Source organism: Streptomyces sp. NPDC086147 (genome assembly GCF_040702165.1).
In the GTDB taxonomy this organism is placed as follows: domain Bacteria; phylum Actinomycetota; class Actinomycetes; order Streptomycetales; family Streptomycetaceae; genus Streptomyces.
On sequence record NZ_JBFBJO010000001.1, the window covers coordinates 532,037 to 549,006 of the forward strand.

The window sequence follows — 16,970 nt, forward strand, 5'->3', positions numbered from 1 at the left end:
CACGGATGAAACAGTCTGCTGATCAACTCACTGGGGATGGGAGGTCGGGATGGCAGCGCTGGCCTGGTTGCTGATTCCGCTTTTCGCAGTCGTCGGCGCGGCGATATGGGGAAGCTGGGCTTCGAGGAACAAGACCATAGGTGACGTGGCCGAACTCGCCGGCTACGCCCGCTTCCGGGACGCGATGGAACGCGCCCACCCCACGTTCTCCGATTCCGTCCGCCCCGAGCGCGAGGACTCCGCCCGCTCCGAGCGCGAGGACTCCGCCCGCCACGAGCGTGAGCCGGCCGCCGCCGCCACCGCCGTCACCTCGTCCTCCTCCGGCTGACGCGGGCCGCCCCGTACGGACCCGCCCCGGGGGTGTATCCACAGGCGAGTCCCGTACTGTCGTTCCATGCCACGCCGCACCGCGACGATGCTCGCCTCCACCCTGGTCCTGATCTGCCTGCTCATCGCCGGCGTTCTGATCCCGGTGCCGTACGCGGAGATGAGCCCCGGACCGACGGTCAACACCCTCGGCGAGGCCAGGGGGGAGCCGGTGCTCCAGATCTCCGGCCGCAAGACGTACCCGACCGACGGCCACCTCAACATGACGACGGTCCGGGTCACCGGCGCGGACTACCGGATGAACGCCGTCGAGGCCGTCTACGGATGGCTCGCCCACGACAACGTGGTGGTGCCGCACGACACGCTCTACCCGGACGGAAAGACCGAGGAGCAGTCGAGCCAGGAGAACGCCGAGGAGTTCAGCCAGTCCCAGGAGAGCGCCAAGGTCGCGGCCCTCGGCGAGCTGGGCATCCCGGTGGTCTCCCGGGTCGTCGTCGCCACGGTGGTCAAGGGCGCCCCGGCCGAGGGCAGGCTGCACGCCGGGGACGTGATCAAGGCCGTCGACGGCGTGCCGATCGCCGAGCAGAGCAACGTCGCCGCGCAGGTGACGAAGCGGAAGCCCGGCCAGGACGTCGAGTTCACGATCGTCCCCGCCAAGGAGGCGGCCGCCGCGGAGAAGGCGGGCAAGGAGCCGACCGCCACCCGGAAGGTGGTCATCACGACCACCACCTCCGAGGAGGGCGACCGGGCCGTCGTCGGCATCCAGGCCGGCACCGACCACGTCTTCCCGTTCACGATCGACATCAAGCTGGCCGACGTCGGCGGCCCCAGCGCCGGACTGATGTTCGCGCTCGGCATCATCGACAAGCTCACCCCGGAGAGCCTCACGGGCGGCCGGTTCGTCGCCGGCACCGGCACCATCGACGACAAGGGGAAGGTCGGCCCGATCGGCGGCATCGAGATGAAGCTGGTCGGCGCGCGCAACGCGGGCGCCCAGTACTTCCTCACCCCGGCCGACAACTGCGCCACGGCCGCCTCCGACATCCCCGACGGGCTCACCCTTGTCAAGGTCGACACCATCGACGACGCCACGAAGTCCCTGGAGAAGCTCCGCAAGGGCGACACGGCGTCCCTGCCGAGCTGCGCGAAGGGCTGAGCGGTCCCGCGCGGGCACGAGCGGACACGAAGGGCGGCGCCCCGACCGGGGGCGCCGCCCTTCTCCGTACGTGGGGGTCCTCAGCCCTCGAAGGTGGCCGCGAGCGCCTCGGCGAGCCCCGGCACCAGGTCGGGGCCCGTCAGGACCTCGGTCGCCGAGTCCTTCTCGCGCAGCCGGATCGCCGCCTCGCGCGCACCGCTCCGCAGCACCGCCACGGTCATCCGGACCTCCTGGCGGTCCGGGTGCCCGGCGACCCACTTGGCGAGCTGCTTCTCGTTCAGCCCCTGCGGCACCTGGGCCTCCGCCGACGGGGGCAGCATGAGCCGCTCCACCGTCATGGCGCAGCCGGCGACGCCGTCGGGCCAGGCGATCGTGCCGAGGAACTCGTCGAGCGGCTTCCCGCGCGGCAGCTTGTCCTGCTCGATTGGGGTGTAGGAGGCGGCGTCGTCGCCCAGGCCGAGCTGGGAGGCGAGCCTGGGCTCCCGGGCGCGCAGCCGGGCGGTGTCGACCAGGGCGAACAGGCGGGCGGGCTGGTCCCAGCCGAGGCCCGACGCGTACGTGTCGATCTCGAGCACCGCGCGGGTGAGGGGGCTCGCGGCCATCGCCGGGCCGGAGGGGGAAACGTTGGACATGACCAATATCCTGCCTCCTCTTTCCCCGAAGCCGGGAACTAGGTAAAGCATCGGTAAGTTGCATCAGTGGGGCCCTACGATCGCGGGGCCTGCTTTCAGACCCACCAGCACGCATCGACACATCGACACCGAGACGCATCAACACCGAGGGGCGTACGTTGGCTTTCCAGATGCCGGACCGCGGCGGAGGCCCGTCAGGGCCAAGGATGAGAGTCGGCCGGCCGTCCCGGCGGGCCCGTACCCTGCTCATGACACTCGGGGTCCTGGCCGTGCTTGCCATGGCCTTCGTGATGTTCGCCGGGTTCTGGACGGACTGGCTCTGGTACCGCTCGGTCGATTACTCGTCCGTGTTCACCACCACCCTGTGGACCAAGATCGGCCTCTTCGCGGTCTTCGGCCTCCTGATGGGGCTCGCCGTCGGCTTCAACATCTGGCTGGCGCACCGGCTGCGGCCGCCGCTCAGCGCGATGTCGCTGGAGCAGCAGAGCCTCGACCGGTACCGGATGGGCCTCGCGCCCTTCAAGAAGTGGGTGCTGCTCGCGGTCACGGCCCTGGTGGCCCTGATCGCCGGCGCCTCCGCCTCCGGCCAGTGGCGCACCTGGCTGATGTGGGTCAACGGCGTGAAGTTCGGCCAGAAGGACCCGCAGTTCGGGCTCGACGTGTCGTTCTACGCCTTCGACCTGCCCTGGTACCGCTTCCTCCTCGCGTTCGGCTTCGCCGCCGCCGTCCTGTCGCTGATCGCCGCCGCGCTCACGCACTACCTGTACGGCGGGCTGCGGGTCACCAGTCCGGGCGCCCGCGCCACCGCGGCCGCCACGGGCCACCTCTCGGTGCTCCTCGGCGTCTTCGTGTCGCTGAAGGCCGTGGCGTACTGGCTCGACCGGTACGGCCTGGCCGTGAAGTCCAGCGACTTCAAGGCCACCGGCAACTGGACGGGCCTGCGGTACGTCGACGCCAACGCGTACCTGCCGGCGAAGACCATCCTCTTCTGCATCGCCGCGATCTGCGCCGTGCTGTTCTTCGCGACGCTCTGGCGCCGCACCTGGCAGCTCCCGGTGATCGGCTTCGGCCTGATGGTGCTCTCCGCCGTCCTGATCGGCGGCCTGTACCCGGCCATCGTGCAGAAGTTCCAGGTCCAGCCGAACGAGCAGGCCAAGGAAGCGCCGTACATCCAGAAGAACATCGACGCGACCCGCAAGGCGTACGCGATCGACGGGACGAAGCCCGAGAACTACTCGGGCAAGTCGACGGTCAAGGACAAGGACAAGCTGCGCGCGGACGCCGACACGGCGGCCAGCTACCGGCTCCTCGACCCGAACATCGTCTCGCCCACGTTCCAGCAGCTGGAGCAGAAGCGGAAGTACTACCAGTTCCCGACCACCCTGGACGTGGACCGCTACCAGGGCAAGGACACCGTCATCGGTCTCCGCGAGCTCAACATCCGGGGCATCCCGAAGCGGAACTGGATCAACGACCACTTCACCTACACCCACGGCTACGGCGCGATCATGGCCACGGGCACGCAGACCGACGCCAACGGCTCCCCGGTCTTCACCGAGTCCGGCCTGCCGACCACCGGCCAGCTCCCGGAGTACGAGCAGCGGATCTACTACGGCGAGAAGACCGACCAGTACTCGATCGTAGGCGGGCCCCAGCGGGAGCTCGACTACGAGGAGAACGGCGAGAAGACCACCAGCTACAAGGAGAAGAGCGGCGTCAGCCTCTCCAACACCTTCAACCGCGCCGCGTACGCGGTGGCCTTCAGCGAGCCGCAGATCCTCTACTCGGGGGCCATCGGCGACGGCTCGCGGATCCTCTACAACCGCACGCCCAAGGACCGCGTCGAGGCGGTCGCGCCCTGGCTGACCATCGACGGCGACGCCTACCCGGCGGTCGTCGACGGCCGGATCCAGTGGATCATCGACGCGTACACGACGACCAACGGCTACCCGTACGCCTCGCGCACCACGCTCGGCGACACCACGGCCGACTCGCTGACCGTCGGCAACCAGCAGCGCACGGTCGTCGCCCAGCAGAACCAGGTCAACTACATCCGCAACTCGGTGAAGGCCACCGTCGACGCCTACGACGGCACGGTGAAGCTGTACCAGTGGGACACCGAGGACCCGGTCCTGAAGACCTGGATGAAGGCGTTCCCGGACACGGTCGAGCCGAAGTCCGAGATCAAGGGCGACCTCCTGGAGCACCTGCGCTACCCGCAGGACATGTTCAAGGTCCAGCGCGAGCTGCTGACCCGCTACCACGTCACCGACCCCGCGCAGTTCTACAGCGGCTCGGACGCCTGGCAGGTGCCGGACGACCCGACCAACAAGGACGGCAACGCGGTCCCGCCGTACTACCTGAGCATGAAGATGCCCGGGGACACGACGCAGCGCTTCTCGCTGACGACGACGTTCACGCCGAACGGGCGGCCCAACCTGGGCGGCTTCATGGCGGTCGACGCCGACGCCACCAGCAAGGAGTACGGCCGGATGAGGCTGCTGAGGGTCACCCAGGACGTGCCGGGCCCGGCCCAGGTGCAGAGCAAGCTCAACGGCCTGCCGTCCGTGGCCCAGTTCGTCCGGGACCTGAAGGGCGCCGACTCCGACATCCAGTACGGCAACCTGCTGACGGTGCCGCTCGACGGCGGGTTCCTGTACGTGGAGCCGGTGTACGCCCAGGGGCGGAACGCGCTCTACCCGCTCCTGAAGAAGGTCGCGGTGTCCTACGTGGACGCGGACCAGCCCGCGGGTGACACGACCAAGGACACCACGGTGTTCGAGGACAACCTCACCAAGGCGCTCAACGCGGTCTTCGGGGTGGACGCGCCGACGCAGCCGACGCCGGAGCAGCCGGGCACCACGCCTCCGCCGCCGGCGTCGAACGACGACGCGCTGAAGCAGGCGATCGCCGACGCCCAGAAGGCGTACGACGCGGGCCAGGCGGCCCTGCAGAAGGGCGACTGGACCGCGTACGGCAAGGCGCAGGAGGAGCTGCAGGCGGCCCTCCAGAAGGCCGCCGACGCCGGGGCGAAGCTCAAGGCCCCGGGAGCAGGCGGCTGACCTGAGGTTTTCCACCTCCGCGTCGTGATACTGTTACGTCACCGACGCGGGGTGGAGCAGCTCGGTAGCTCGCTGGGCTCATAACCCAGAGGTCGCAGGTTCAAATCCTGTCCCCGCTACTCTGTGGCAAACGAGGGCCCGGATCCATAAGGATCCGGGCCCTCGTCGTGTGTCGGCGTGCCAGGGGGTACCGAAGAGCGGTAGGGAAGGGGCGAGTTGGCGTGAGTCGTGTTTGACTTGTCTCTCTGTGGGCATGTCGACAAAACGCTGAGTGACCTCACTGGCTGCGGTTTACCAGGTGTGCTCGGGTGGCGGGTGGTGCGACGATGGTATTTATGGGGGACAGGGCAACTCTGTTGGAGACAGGGCGGTTTGTGCAGCGGCATGCCAGGAACGCCGCGGACGAGATCATCGAGGCAGCGGGGGCCGTCGACGCCGTCCTCGGCACCACCGCCGAGACCGATGCCGTCACCGAGAACGAGACCGAGGCGGAGGCCCGGCACCGCCGCGCCGCCGAGCGCGGCGACCTCGCCTCCATGAGCGCCCTCGGCGCGCTGCTGCTGCGCCGCGGCGACCTCGACGGCGCCGAGCCCCACCTGCGCGGCGCCACCGCCGAGGGGGACCGGGCCGCCGCCAACAACCTGGGCGTCCTGCTGCACCAGCGCGGATACGCCGACGAGGCCGCCGGCTGGTGGCGGGTCGCCGCCGTCGCCGGCTCCGCTCCCGCCGCCCACGCGCTCGGCCGCCACCACCGCGAGCGCGGCGACGAGCCCGCCGCCGAGTACTGGCTGCGCCAGGCCGCCGAGCAGGGCCACGCCCTCGGCGCGTACGCCCTCGCCGACCTCCTGGAGCACCGCGGCGACGTCGGCGCCGAGCGCTGGCTGCGCGCCGCCGCCGAGCAGGGCCACCGCGAGGCCGCCTACCGGCTCGCCATGGCCCTGGAGCGGCGGGCCACCGAGGCGCCCCGCGGCCCGCACGCCACCGGAACCCGCCTCCCGGTCCCCGGGGCCGCCAGGAGCGCCGTGGGCGCGGCTCCCGGGGCCCTGCTGCCCGACGGCCCCCCCGCCGCCGAGCCGGTGGGCGAACTCGCCGAGGCCGAGCAGTGGTTCCGGCAGGCCGCCGCGCGCGGTCACCGGCGGGCCGCGCTCCACCTCGGCGCCATCCTGGAGCAGCGCGGCGAGCTCAAGGAGGCCGGCCGCTGGTACCTCAGCTCCGCCAAGGAGGGCGAGGCCAGGGCCGCCTGCGCGCTCGGCTTCCTGCTCCGCGACGCGGGCGACGAGGAGAGCGCCGCCGTGTGGTGGCTGCGGGCCGCCCAGGACGGCGACGGCAACGCCGCCAACGCCCTGGGGGCCCTGCACGCGGCCCGGGGCGAGCAGCAGACCGCCGAGCGCTGGTACCGGGCCGCCATGGACGCCGGCGACGTCAACGGCGCCTACAACCTCGGGCTGCTCTGCGCCGCCCAGGACCGCATCCCGCAGGCCGAGCAGTGGTACCGGCGGGCCGCCTACGCGGGCCACCGCGAGGCCGCCAACGCGCTCGCCGTGCTGCTCCTCCAGGCCGGCGACGCGAACGGCGCCGAGCCGTGGTTCTCCAAGGCCGCCGAGGCCGGCAGCGTGGACGCCGCCTTCAACCTGGGCATCCTGCACGCCGGGCGCGACGACGACCGCACGGCCCTCGTCTGGTACGAGCGGGCCGCCGCCGCCGGGCACACCGAGGCCGCCCTCCAGGTCGGCATCGCCGCCCTGCGCGACGGCGACGAGCAGACCGCCGAGCGGCACCTGCGGTGCGCGGCGGGCGGCGGCAGCGCCGAGGCCGCCTTCCGGCTCGCCTCGGTGCTCGACGCGCGCCGCCCCGAGCCCGGCCCGGCCGTGCTCGGCGCGCCCCGCGAGGAGAAGAGCGAGTGCGAGGAGTGGTACGAGCGGGCCGCCCGGCAGGGCCACCGGCGCGCCCAGGTGCGGGTCGGCATGCTCGCCGCCGCGCGCGGCGACCTGGCCGAGGCCGACCGCTGGTACCGCGAGGCCGCCGAGGCGGGCAGCCGCAACGGCGCCTTCAACCTGGGGCTGCTGCTCGCCCGTGAGGGCAGCGAGCGCGAGGCCTCCCTCTGGTGGACCCGGGCCGCCCGGGCCGGCCACGGCCGCGCCGCGCTCCGGCTCGCGCTGCTCGCGGCGCGCCGGGGCGAGCTCACCGAGGGGCGCCGCTGGTGCGCCCGCGCGGTGGAGCTGGGTCCGGCGGAGGTGGCCGAGCGGGCGGCGCGGCTGAGCGAGGCGCTGCACCAGGAGCTCACGGCGTGACGGCCGGGGGCGGCGGCCGTTAACGGATTTGCACCGGCGACGGAAGACCCGTAGGGTTGGGTTCATCGACGCGGGGTGGAGCAGCTCGGTAGCTCGCTGGGCTCATAACCCAGAGGTCGCAGGTTCAAATCCTGTCCCCGCTACTCAGTGGAACGAAGGCCCGGATCCTCTTGGATCCGGGCCTTCGTGGTGTCGGCGTGTGCGGGAGCACGCGTGGAAAGGGCCCCCGCCGGAGCGGGGGCCCTCTTCCGTGCGTGATTCAGGCCGTTGTCGCGCAGCTCGGGCAGATGCCCCGGTAGGTGACCTCGACGTCGGAGATCGTGAAGCCGAAGCGCTCGCTGTCCGGCAGGTCCGCCAGCGGGTCGCCGCCCGGGTGCACGTCGCGGATCGCGCCGCACCGGCCGCAGACCAGGTGCTGGTGCGGACGGTGGGCGTTCGGGTCGTACCGCTTGGCGCGTCCGTCGGTGGCCACCTCGATGACCTCGCCGAGGACGACCATCTCGCCCAGCGTGTTGTAGACGGTCGCGCGCGAGATCTCGGGCAGCCGCGTCACGGCGCGCGCGTGGACCTCGTCGGCGGTCAGGTGCACGTGGTCCCCGTCGAGCACTTCGGCCACGACGCGCCGCTGCGCGGTCATGCGCCAGCCGCGTCCGCGCAGGCGTTCCAACAGGTCGCTCATGAGGGTCAGCCTAACAGTCGGGAACATGATCCCGAACAAAGTGTGACTTTGGAGCCTTAATCGACTTGGATGTTGTCCAAGGTAGGATTGCGTACGACGCTGGTCGGGGGCGGCGACCTCCGCGAGGCGGACGGAGACTTCGGCGGGCGGCTGGAGGCCGCGGTCCAGGCCCTGCGCGGCCGACGGCCGCCCGCCGAGGAGGGGAGGGCCGGCCCCGCCCGTATTCGTACGGGCGGGGCCGGCCCTCCCGCACGTGTTCAGGCGGCGGCGCTGTGCACCGGGATCCAGCAGCGGACGATGTCGCGTACGGAGACGATGCCGACCGGCCCGTTGTCGTCGAGGACGACCAGATGGCGGAAGCCGCCGCGGGTCATCGCCTCGGCCGCCTCCGCCAGGGTCCAGGTGGGCGCGGCGAAGACGACGTCCCGGGTGGTGTGGGCGTCGGCGGTCTCGTGGTCGGGGTTCCGGTCGGCGCCGACGGCGTCGAGGATGTCGCGCTCGGTGAGGATGCCGAAGCCGCCGGCATCGCTGTCCTGGACGACGGCGGCGCCGACGCGGCGCGCCGACATCAGCCTCGCCGCCTGGCGGAGGGTGTGGGCCGGGCCGATGGTCAGGATCACGGGACTCATGGCGTCGCGGACGAGCATGGAAGGGACCACCTCCTGTTCGAGAACTTTTTCACAAGTTCACAAGTGGGGGGAGTCTCAGAGTGGCACCGGGGGAGGGGGCCGACAAGGGGGCGCGCGAGGCGTCTCCGGGAGCGCGGGCGGCGCCCGGGGCGCCGGAGGAGCGGTGAGCCGCCCCTCCGGGCCTGAAGGGCCGGGCGACCCTCCTCCGGGCCTGAGGGCCGGTCAGCTCTCCTCGGGCGCCCGCTGGTTCAGGTATGAGAGCAGCTCGCCGTGGAGCAGCCCGTTGGACGCCGCCGCGTTCCCGCTGTGCGGCCCGTGCCGCCCGTCCAGGCCCGTGTACGTGCCGCCGGCCTCCTGGACCACGATCGACACCGCCGCCATGTCCCACAGCGACAGCTCCGGCTCCGCGCAGAGGTCCACGGAGCCCTCCGCGACCATCATGTACGGCCAGAAGTCGCCGTACGCCCGCGTCCGCCAGCACGCGCGCGTGAGGTCGAGGAAGCCGTCGAGGCGGCCCCGCTCCTCCCAGCCGCTCAGCGAGGAGTACGCGAACGAGGCGTCCGCCAGGGAGGAGACCTTCGAGACCCCGATCCGGGTCGCCGAGGCCAGGCTGCGGCCCGTGTACGCCCCGAGGCCCTTCGCCGCCCACCAGCGGCGGCCGAGCGCCGGGGCCGACACCACGCCCACCACCGGCTGGAACCCGGTCTCCCCGGCCTCCATCAGCGCGATCAGGGTCGCCCAGACCGGCACCCCGCGCACGTAGTTCTTCGTCCCGTCGATCGGGTCGATCACCCAGCGGCGCGGGCCCGAACCCTCCACGCCGTACTCCTCGCCCAGGATCGCGTCGCGCGGCCTGGCCCGCTGGAGCTGACCGCGGATCAGCTCCTCCGCCGCCTTGTCGGCCTCGCTCACCGGAGTCATGTCCGGCTTCGTCTCGACCTTGAGGTCGAGCGCCTGGAAGCGGTCCATGGTGGCCGCGTCGGCGGCGTCGGCGAGGACGTGGGCGAGGCGCAGGTCATCGTGGTAATCGGCCATGGTCGGCACTCTATCCCCGGGCACTCCCGGCCGGACGAACCGTCCACCGCGGCCCCGGGCTCCTTGACAGGGCGGGGGAGCCTGTCGACGCTGTGTACGGGGCCGCGCACGGAGCGTGCCGGGCCCCGCACCGACACGTACGGCCCGGGAGGCGCCGATGCCGACTGCCCGCGAGGCCCTGCTCGACGCGGCGCTCGCCGCGCTCGCGCACCGGCCCTGGTCCGCCGTGCGGATGGCCGACCTCGCCACCGTCGCCCGGGTCTCCCGGCAGACCCTCTACAACGAGTTCGGCAGCAAGGACGGGCTCGCCCGCGCGCTCGTGCGCAGGGAGGCCGACACCTACCTCCAGGGCGTCCGGAAGCTGCTCGCCGCCCCGGGGCCGCCCGCCCGGACCCTCGCCGCGCTCGCCGAGTGGATCGTGGCCCGGGTCGCCGCCCGGCCGGTCCTGCGGGCCCTGCTCACCGGAGCCTGGGACGCGCGGCTGCCGGCGCCCCGGCCGGCCAGACCGGGCGCCCGGCCCGCCGCCGTCCCCGCCCAGCGCCGCGCCGACGCCGGGCCGCCCGCGCCGGGGGAGCTGGTGGCGGCGACCGTGGACTGCGCGGACGAGCGGTGGGCGGCGGGCTGCGAACTCGCCGTCAGGATCGCCCTCAGTCACGTCGTCGCGCCCCCGGTGCCGTGCGGGGCGGCCGCGGGGACCCGGAGGGCGGAGGGTCAGTGCGCGGAGCCGGAGAGCTGGAGCCCGATGACGCCCACGATCACCAGGGTGATCGAGACGATCTTGAGCGTGGAGACCACGTCCCCCAGGAAGACCATGCCGTAGATCGCGGTCCCGGCCGCGCCGATCCCCGTCCACACCGCGTACGCCGGACCCACGTCGAGCTTCCGCAGCGCCAGCGTGAGGAGACCGAAGCTGCCCAGGGCGAAGGAGGCGAAGGCGATCGTCGGCCACAGGCGCGTGAACCCGTGCGAGAGCTTGAGGCAGACCGCGAAGCCCGTTTCCAGGAACCCTGCCACCACCACCAGCAGCCACGCCATCGTCAGTGCCTCCCACGCCGTCGGTGACTGCTTCGTCGCACTTGGTGCGATTATGCACTTACCGGTACCGAACGGACGTAAACGCGGACGGCTCAGTCGCCCTCGCGTCGCTCCCGGGTCGCCAGGAGCCGCCGCAGCGAGACCAGGCGCGCCGGATCGGCGTGCCCCTCCGCCACGTACGCGTCGAGGGCGCAGTCCGGCTCGTCGTGGCTGCACGCGCGCGGGCAGTTCTCCGTGCCCGGGACGAGGTCGGGGAAGGCGAGGATCACCCGGGACGGGTCGACGTGGTTCAGGCCGAAGGAGCGCACGCCCGGGGTGTCGATCACCCAGCCGCCCTCCGCGTCGTCGAGCGGCAGGGCGAGCGCCGAGGTCGTGGTGTGCCGGCCCCGGCCCGTGACCGCGTTCACCACACCGGTGGTGCGCCTCCGCTCCGGCGGCACCAGGGCGTTGACGAGGGTCGTCTTGCCGACGCCGGAGTGCCCCACGAACGCGGTGGTCCGGCCCTTGAGGTGCTCGCGCACCCGCTCGGCGGCGGCCCCGTCGACGAACTCGTCCCGGGTGGTCACCACATGGGGCACGCCGAGCGCCCCGTACATCTCCAGGAGCGCGTCCGGCGACGCCAGGTCCGACTTGGTGAGCACGAGCAGCGGGGAGAGGCCGCCGTCGTACGCGGCGACCAGACAGCGGTCGATCAGCCGGGGCCGCGGCTCGGGGTCGGCGAGCGCGGTGACGATCGCCAGCTGGTCCGCGTTGGCGACGACCACCCGCTCGTACGGGTCGTCGTCGTCGGCCGTGCGCCGGAGCACCGAGGAGCGCTCCCCGATCCGCACGATCCGGGCCAGCGTGTCCTTCTCGCCGGAGAGGTCGCCGACGATCGAGACCCGGTCGCCGACCACGGCGGCCTTGCGGCCCAGCTCGCGCGCCTTCATCGCCGTCACGGTCCGCTCGCCGACCAGACAGGTCAGCCGGCCCCGGTCGACGGTGAGGACCATGCCCTCGACGGCGTCCTCGTGCTTCGGCCGGATGCTGGTCCGGGGGCGGGTCCCCTTGCGGTTGGGCCGCTGGCGGATGTCGTCCTCGTCGGTGTGCTTGCCGTAACGCCGCATCGCTCAGGCCCCGAGCATTTCGGTCCACATCGTCGGGAAGTCGGGCAAGGTCTTGGCCGTCGTCGCCACATCCTCGATCTCCACGCCCGGGACCGCCAGGCCGATGACCGCGCCCGCCGTCGCCATCCGGTGGTCGTGGTACGTGCGGAAGACGCCGCCGTGCAGCGGGCGCGGGCGGATGCGCAGACCGTCCTCGGTCTCCGTCACGTCCCCGCCCAGCTCGTTGATCTCCTTGGTGAGCGCCGCGAGCCGGTCCGTCTCGTGCAGCCGCAGATGGGCGACGCCGCGCAGGGTGGAGGGGGAGTCGGCGAGGGCCGCGACCGCCGCGATGCCCGGGGTCAGCTCGCCGACCTCGCCGAGGTCCACGTCGATGCCGTGGATCCGGCCCGTGCCGGTGAAGGTCAGGCCCTCGTCCGTCAGCTCGCAGGAACCACCCATCCCGGTGAAGATCTCCCGCAGCGCGTCACCGGGCTGGGTGGTTCGCGCGGGCCAGTCCCGGACCGTCACCCGGCCGCCGGTCACCAGGGCGGCGGCCAGGAACGGCTGGGCGTTCGACAGGTCCGGCTCGATCACCAGGTCCCGGCCGCGCAGCGCGGACGGCGCCACCCGCCACACGTCCGGCTCGCCGCCGTGCTCCGGCTCGTCGACCCGGGCGCCGACCGCGCGCAGCATGTCGACCGTCATCCGGATGTGCGGCATCGAGGGCAGCCGCGACCCCACGTGCCGCACCTCGACGCCCTGGTTGAAGCGGGGCGCGGAGAGCAGCAGGGCGCTGACGAACTGGGAGGACGAGGAGGCGTCGATCTCGACCGTGCCGCCGTCCAGGCCCCCGACGCCGTGCACGGTCATCGGCAGCGCGCCCCGGCCCTCGTCGTCGATCCGGGCGCCGAGCGCGCGCAGCGCGTCGATCACGCCGTGCAGCGGACGCTCGTGGGAGCGGGGGTCGCCGTCGAAGCGCACCGGGCCCTCGGCCAGCGCCGCGACCGGCGGCAGGAAGCGCATGACCGTGCCCGCGTTGCCGACGTCGACGGCCGCCGGGCCGCGCAGCGGCGCGGGGATGATCCGCCAGGCCTCGCCGGTCCCGTCCGGGCCCACCCCCTCCTCGATCCGCACGCCGAGGGTGCGCAGCGCCTCGGCCATCAGGAGGGTGTCCCGGGAGCGCAGCGGGCGGCGCAGCCAGCCGGGCTCGGCGGCGAGCGCGGCGAGGACCAGGGCGCGGTTGGTGACCGACTTCGACCCGGGCACGGTGACGGTCGCGTCGACGGCGCCACGCGCGTACGGAGCGGGCCAGAGGTCGGTGGACGGGTCGGTGTGCGGGGAAGCGGCTGCGGTCATGTCCTCACTGTACGGGGGTGTCAGAAGCGCAGGAGCCAGCGCCCGCCGCCGATCAGGCAGCAGATCGAGACCGTGTGGAAGAAGATCAGCCACACCCCGGCGGGCACGTGGGTGAGCCGCGCGAGCTGGTCCGCGTCCGAGTCCTGGGTGCCGCCCCGGCGGCGCTTCGCCTGGAGCTCGAAGGCCGGCCGGACGCCGCCCAGGAGCAGGAACCAGACGGCCGCGCAGGCGAAGGCGCCCTGCACGTCGGGCCCGGTGAACAGGGCGACGAGGAGGAAGGCGGCGCCCGTCACCAGGACGGTGAGGACCCCGTACGCGTTGCGGACCATCACGAGCAGCGCGAGGAGCAGCGCGGTCGCGGCCCACAGCAGCAGCGTGGTCCGGTGGGTGCCGATCAGCGCCGCGCCGCCGAGGCCGAGCAGCGGGGCCGCCGGGTAGCCGGCGGCCAGGGTGAGGACTATCCCGAGCCCGGTCGGGCGGCCCCGGGACACGGTCAGGCCGCTGGTGTCCGAGTGCAGCCGGATCGCTTCGAGGCGGCGGCCGGTGGCCAGGGCGACGATGCCGTGGCCGCCCTCGTGGGCGATGGTGATCGCGTTGCGGGCCGGCAGCCAGAGCCCGCGGAACACGACGAGGACCAGCGCGCAGCCGGCGGTGGCCCAGACGATCCACTCGTCCGGGGCGGGCTGGGTGCCGAGGATGTCGTTCATTCGGCGGAAGGCTCCTCGGTCTCGGGCGGGATCGTGGCAGTGTGGCACGTATGTGCGGACGGTTTGCATCGAGTCGACGGCCCGAGGACCTGGTGGAGGTCTTCGGGGTGGAGCAGTGGGAGCCCGAGGAGACCCTGGCCCCCGACTGGAACGTGGCCCCCACCAAACGGGTCTGGGCCGTTCTGGAGCGTCCTGTGAAGGACGCGGAATCCAAGGAGCCGGTTCGCCAGCTGCGCGCCCTGAAGTGGGGACTCGTCCCCTCCTGGTCGAAGAACCCCGACGGCGCCGCCCGGATGATCAACGCCCGGGCCGAGACCCTCCACGAGAAGCCCTCCTTCAAGCGCGCCTTCGCGTCGCGCCGCTGCATCATTCCCGCCGACGGCTACTACGAATGGGTGACCGGGACGGCGGAGCGGGACCTGGAGGTCGAGGGGAAGAAGAAGCGGCCGCGGAAGCAGCCGTACTTCGTGACCCCGGCGGACGGCTCGGTCTTCGCGATGGCCGGGCTCTACGAGTTCTGGCGCGACCGGACCCTCCCCGACGACCACCCCTCCTCCTGGTGGGTGACCTGCTCGGTGATCACCACGGAGGCGGAGACCGGGCCGCTGGGCGTGGCCCCGGCCGAGGGCCCCCGCTCGCTCGCCGAGATCCACCCCCGGATGCCGCTGATGCTGACGGAGGACCGCTGGGACGCCTGGCTCTCCCCGGAGAACGGCGAACTCGAAGGGCTGCGCGGACTGCTCGCCCCGCCGCCGGAGGGCCTGATGCGGGCCTACCCGGTGCCGACGGCCGTCAGCAACGTCCGCAACAACGGCCCCGAACTCCTGACGGAGCTGGAGGGCCCGGAGGAGGGCACGCTCTTCTGAACCTCCGCCCGCGCGGCAGGATGAGGGCGTGACCGATGAGACGACCGACGACGTGACCAACGGAGCGACGCGCCGCGAGACCGTCCCCACCGACGCCGGGGACGCCCGCGTCACCTGGTATGAGCCGGACGCCGGGACGGAGCCGTGGACCGTCCTCGCCCTCGGCCACGGCGCCGGCGGCGGGATCGAGGCCCGCGACCTGCGGGCCCTGGCCGGGGCGCTGCCCGCCCGGGGCGTGACCGTCGCCCTCGTCGAACAGCCCTGGCGGGTCGCGGGCAAGAAGCTCGCGCCCGCCCCGAAGACCCTCGACACCGCCTGGCGCGGCCTCTGGCCCGCCCTCGCGGCGCCCGGCCTCCCCGTGGTCGCGGGCGGCCGCAGCGCCGGCGCCCGGGTCGCCTGCCGCACCGGCCGCGCACTCGGCGCGACGGCCGTCCTCGCCCTGTGCTTCCCGCTGCACCCGCCGGGGAAGCCGGAGAAGACCCGCGCCGACGAACTCCTCGGCACCGGCCTGCCCACCCTCGTGGTCCAGGGCGGCAACGACCCCTTCGGCCGCCCCGAGGAGTACCCGGCCGGCCCGTACGCCCTCGTCGAGATCCCGTACGGGGACCACGGCTTCGCCCTGCCCAAGCGCGCGCCCCTCGGCCAGGACGAGGCCCTCGGCCTCCTCGTGGACGGCGTCTCCGGGTGGCTCGACGCCCTGCGCTGACGCCCCGTCCGCCCCCGCCCCGGCCCGTTCCCGCCCCGGGAATGCCGAGCGGGGGGCCGCTGTTGTTCGGTACGTCGTACGACAGCCAGGGAAGAGCAGGGAGAGGAAGTCCGTCGCATGGGTTCGACCATCTGCCCGGAGCGCGCGCAGGGCGCTGACCTCGACTGGACGGTGCTGCCCGCGCCCAAGGGCGCCTCGATTCGGGCGGCGGGCGGAGCGGTTCCTCGTCTATCCTCCGAAACGAGCGGGTCCGCCCTCGGGCTCGCCGCCGCGCTGGAGGAGGTGGGTCCGGTCACTGGGACCGACACAGGGACCGACGACGGCCCCGAGGAGACGACCGAGGAGCGCAACGCGCGCTTCGAGCGGGACGCCCTCGGCTACCTCGACCAGATGTACTCGGCCGCGCTCCGCATGACGCGCAACCCCGCGGACGCGGAGGACCTGGTGCAGGAGACCTACGCCAAGGCGTACGGGTCCTTCCACCAGTTCCGCGAGGGCACGAACCTCAAGGCGTGGCTGTACCGCATCCTCACGAACACCTTCATCAACTCGTACCGCAAGAAGCAGCGCGAACCCCAGCGCAGCGCCGCCGAGGAGATCGAGGACTGGCAGCTCGCCCGCGCCGAGTCGCACATGTCGACCGGCCTGCGCTCCGCCGAGTCCCAGGCCCTCGACCACCTTCCCGACTCCGACGTGAAGGAAGCGCTGCAGGCGATCCCCGAGGAGTTCCGCATCGCCGTCTACCTCGCCGACGTCGAGGGCTTTGCGTACAAGGAGATCGCGGACATCATGGGGACACCCATCGGTACGGTGATGTCCCGGCTGCACCGGGGCCGCCGCCAGCTGCGCGGCATGCTCGAGGACTACGCCCGCGACCGCGGGCTCGTTCCCGCGGGCGCCGGAGAGTCGTCGAACGATCTGAAAGGCTCGGGCTCATGAGCTGCGGAGAGCCGCACGAGACGGATTGCTCGGAGGTCCTGGACCACCTCTACGAGTTCCTCGACAACGAGATGCCCGACAGCGACTGCACCAAGTTCGAGGTGCACTTCGAGGAGTGCTCCCCGTGCCTGGAGAAGTACGGCCTGGAGCAGGCCGTGAAGAAGCTGGTCAAGCGCTGCTGCGGCAGTGACGACGTCCCCACCGACCTGCGGGCCAAGGTCATGGGCCGGATCGAGCTGATCCGGTCCGGCCAGCCGGCGCCCGAGCAGGACGTCACGGCGAGCGCGCCCGCGCCCGCCCCGCAGGAGTAGGAGCACCCACGGGAGTGACACACCCCTCCCGCACCGACGGAAACGGAGGCCGCCGCGATCGCGATCGCGGCGGCCTCCGGCGTAAGTCGGGTTGTATCACTCGAAGGTGCTAATCGGTCCCGGCGCGCCTCCGCGGGCCGCCCGACTCGCTAGC

At 72.7% G+C, this 16,970-nt stretch carries 17 protein-coding genes and 2 tRNA genes; 11 read left to right on the forward strand and 8 right to left on the reverse strand.

Translation table 11 applies throughout. From position 1 onward, the window contains the following. The first annotated feature begins 145 nt into the window (after window positions 1–145). Together AB0398_RS02550 and AB0398_RS02555 are read left to right on the forward strand one after the other, a co-directional pair. Window positions 146–328: a hypothetical protein gene (locus AB0398_RS02550; RefSeq protein WP_366372362.1), complete on the forward strand. Its 183-nt coding sequence runs from the start codon at window positions 146–148 to the stop codon at window positions 326–328. 66 nt (window positions 329–394) lie between these two features. Beyond that, a complete protein-coding gene (locus AB0398_RS02555) occupies window positions 395–1,483 on the forward strand; it encodes a PDZ domain-containing protein (RefSeq protein ID WP_366371745.1) in 1,089 nt (362 codons plus the stop codon). Between the two features lie 80 nt (window positions 1,484–1,563). Here the strand turns inward: AB0398_RS02555 and AB0398_RS02560 are convergent, their stop codons facing one another. Next, complete coding sequence (locus AB0398_RS02560) at window positions 1,564–2,115, reverse strand: PPA1309 family protein (RefSeq protein ID WP_366371747.1); 552 nt, start codon at window positions 2,113–2,115, stop codon at window positions 1,564–1,566. A 170-nt stretch (window positions 2,116–2,285) separates the two neighbouring features. On the opposite strand from AB0398_RS02560, the gene AB0398_RS02565 reads away from it, so the two are divergent. From AB0398_RS02565 to AB0398_RS02580, 4 genes are all read left to right on the forward strand, one after another. Continuing rightward, the gene (locus tag AB0398_RS02565; protein WP_366371749.1) at window positions 2,286–5,177 is read left to right on the forward strand and encodes a UPF0182 family protein; all 2,892 of its coding nucleotides are present in this window, start codon (window positions 2,286–2,288) and stop codon (window positions 5,175–5,177) included. A 45-nt stretch (window positions 5,178–5,222) separates the two neighbouring features. Beyond that, window positions 5,223–5,296: transfer RNA gene (locus tag AB0398_RS02570), tRNA-Met, on the forward strand. A 207-nt stretch (window positions 5,297–5,503) separates the two neighbouring features. After that, the gene (locus tag AB0398_RS02575) at window positions 5,504–7,468 is read left to right on the forward strand and encodes a tetratricopeptide repeat protein (RefSeq protein ID WP_366371751.1); all 1,965 of its coding nucleotides are present in this window, start codon (window positions 5,504–5,506) and stop codon (window positions 7,466–7,468) included. 69 nt (window positions 7,469–7,537) lie between these two features. Next, a tRNA-Met gene (locus AB0398_RS02580) sits at window positions 7,538–7,611 on the forward strand. A 116-nt stretch (window positions 7,612–7,727) separates the two neighbouring features. Here the strand turns inward: AB0398_RS02580 and AB0398_RS02585 are convergent. From AB0398_RS02585 to hisN, 3 genes are all read right to left on the reverse strand, one after another. Then, entirely contained in the window at window positions 7,728–8,147 is a 420-nt protein-coding gene (locus tag AB0398_RS02585) for a Fur family transcriptional regulator (RefSeq protein ID WP_366371752.1), read from the reverse strand. Between the two features lie 257 nt (window positions 8,148–8,404). Continuing rightward, window positions 8,405–8,794, reverse strand: coding sequence for a CBS domain-containing protein (locus tag AB0398_RS02590; protein WP_366371754.1), 390 nt, complete (start codon window positions 8,792–8,794; stop codon window positions 8,405–8,407). A 204-nt stretch (window positions 8,795–8,998) separates the two neighbouring features. After that, window positions 8,999–9,811 (reverse strand): histidinol-phosphatase, encoded by an 813-nt coding sequence (hisN, locus tag AB0398_RS02595; protein ID WP_366371756.1) that lies wholly within the window; start codon window positions 9,809–9,811, stop codon window positions 8,999–9,001. 157 nt (window positions 9,812–9,968) lie between these two features. Between hisN and AB0398_RS02600 the strand changes: the two genes are divergently transcribed. Continuing rightward, window positions 9,969–10,631: a TetR/AcrR family transcriptional regulator gene (locus AB0398_RS02600; RefSeq protein ID WP_366371758.1), complete on the forward strand. Its 663-nt coding sequence runs from the start codon at window positions 9,969–9,971 to the stop codon at window positions 10,629–10,631. Here the strand turns inward: AB0398_RS02600 and AB0398_RS02605 are convergent. The 4 genes from AB0398_RS02605 to AB0398_RS02620 form a co-directional block, all read right to left on the reverse strand. Beyond that, window positions 10,523–10,846 carry a multidrug efflux SMR transporter gene (locus AB0398_RS02605; RefSeq protein WP_125658544.1) on the reverse strand — a complete coding sequence of 108 codons (324 nt, stop codon included), beginning with the start codon at window positions 10,844–10,846 and terminating at the stop codon, window positions 10,523–10,525. The genes AB0398_RS02600 and AB0398_RS02605 overlap by 109 nt on opposite strands. Window positions 10,847–10,938: 92 nt before the next feature. Continuing rightward, on the reverse strand, window positions 10,939–11,952 hold the full coding sequence (rsgA, locus tag AB0398_RS02610; RefSeq protein WP_366371760.1) for a ribosome small subunit-dependent GTPase A: 1,014 nt from the start codon (window positions 11,950–11,952) through the stop codon (window positions 10,939–10,941). A gap of 3 nt (window positions 11,953–11,955) precedes the next feature. Next, window positions 11,956–13,287, reverse strand: a complete 1,332-nt coding sequence (aroA, locus tag AB0398_RS02615) for a 3-phosphoshikimate 1-carboxyvinyltransferase (RefSeq protein ID WP_366371762.1) — start codon at window positions 13,285–13,287, stop codon at window positions 11,956–11,958. Between the two features lie 20 nt (window positions 13,288–13,307). Further along, complete coding sequence (locus AB0398_RS02620; RefSeq protein WP_366371764.1) at window positions 13,308–13,994, reverse strand: M50 family metallopeptidase; 687 nt, start codon at window positions 13,992–13,994, stop codon at window positions 13,308–13,310. Window positions 13,995–14,044: 50 nt separating this feature from the next. Here AB0398_RS02620 and AB0398_RS02625 point away from each other — a divergent pair, with 50 nt between their 5' ends. From AB0398_RS02625 to rsrA, 4 genes are all read left to right on the forward strand, one after another. Continuing rightward, window positions 14,045–14,860 (forward strand): SOS response-associated peptidase, encoded by an 816-nt coding sequence (locus tag AB0398_RS02625; RefSeq protein ID WP_366371766.1) that lies wholly within the window; start codon window positions 14,045–14,047, stop codon window positions 14,858–14,860. A 52-nt stretch (window positions 14,861–14,912) separates the two neighbouring features. Beyond that, entirely contained in the window at window positions 14,913–15,566 is a 654-nt protein-coding gene (locus tag AB0398_RS02630; RefSeq protein ID WP_366372337.1) for an alpha/beta family hydrolase, read from the forward strand. A 282-nt stretch (window positions 15,567–15,848) separates the two neighbouring features. After that, window positions 15,849–16,505: a sigma-70 family RNA polymerase sigma factor gene (locus AB0398_RS02635; protein ID WP_030207302.1), complete on the forward strand. Its 657-nt coding sequence runs from the start codon at window positions 15,849–15,851 to the stop codon at window positions 16,503–16,505. Further along, window positions 16,502–16,816: a mycothiol system anti-sigma-R factor gene (rsrA, locus tag AB0398_RS02640; RefSeq protein ID WP_366371768.1), complete on the forward strand. Its 315-nt coding sequence runs from the start codon at window positions 16,502–16,504 to the stop codon at window positions 16,814–16,816. The genes AB0398_RS02635 and rsrA overlap by 4 nt, the downstream gene beginning before the upstream one ends. Window positions 16,817–16,970 lie beyond the last annotated feature (154 nt).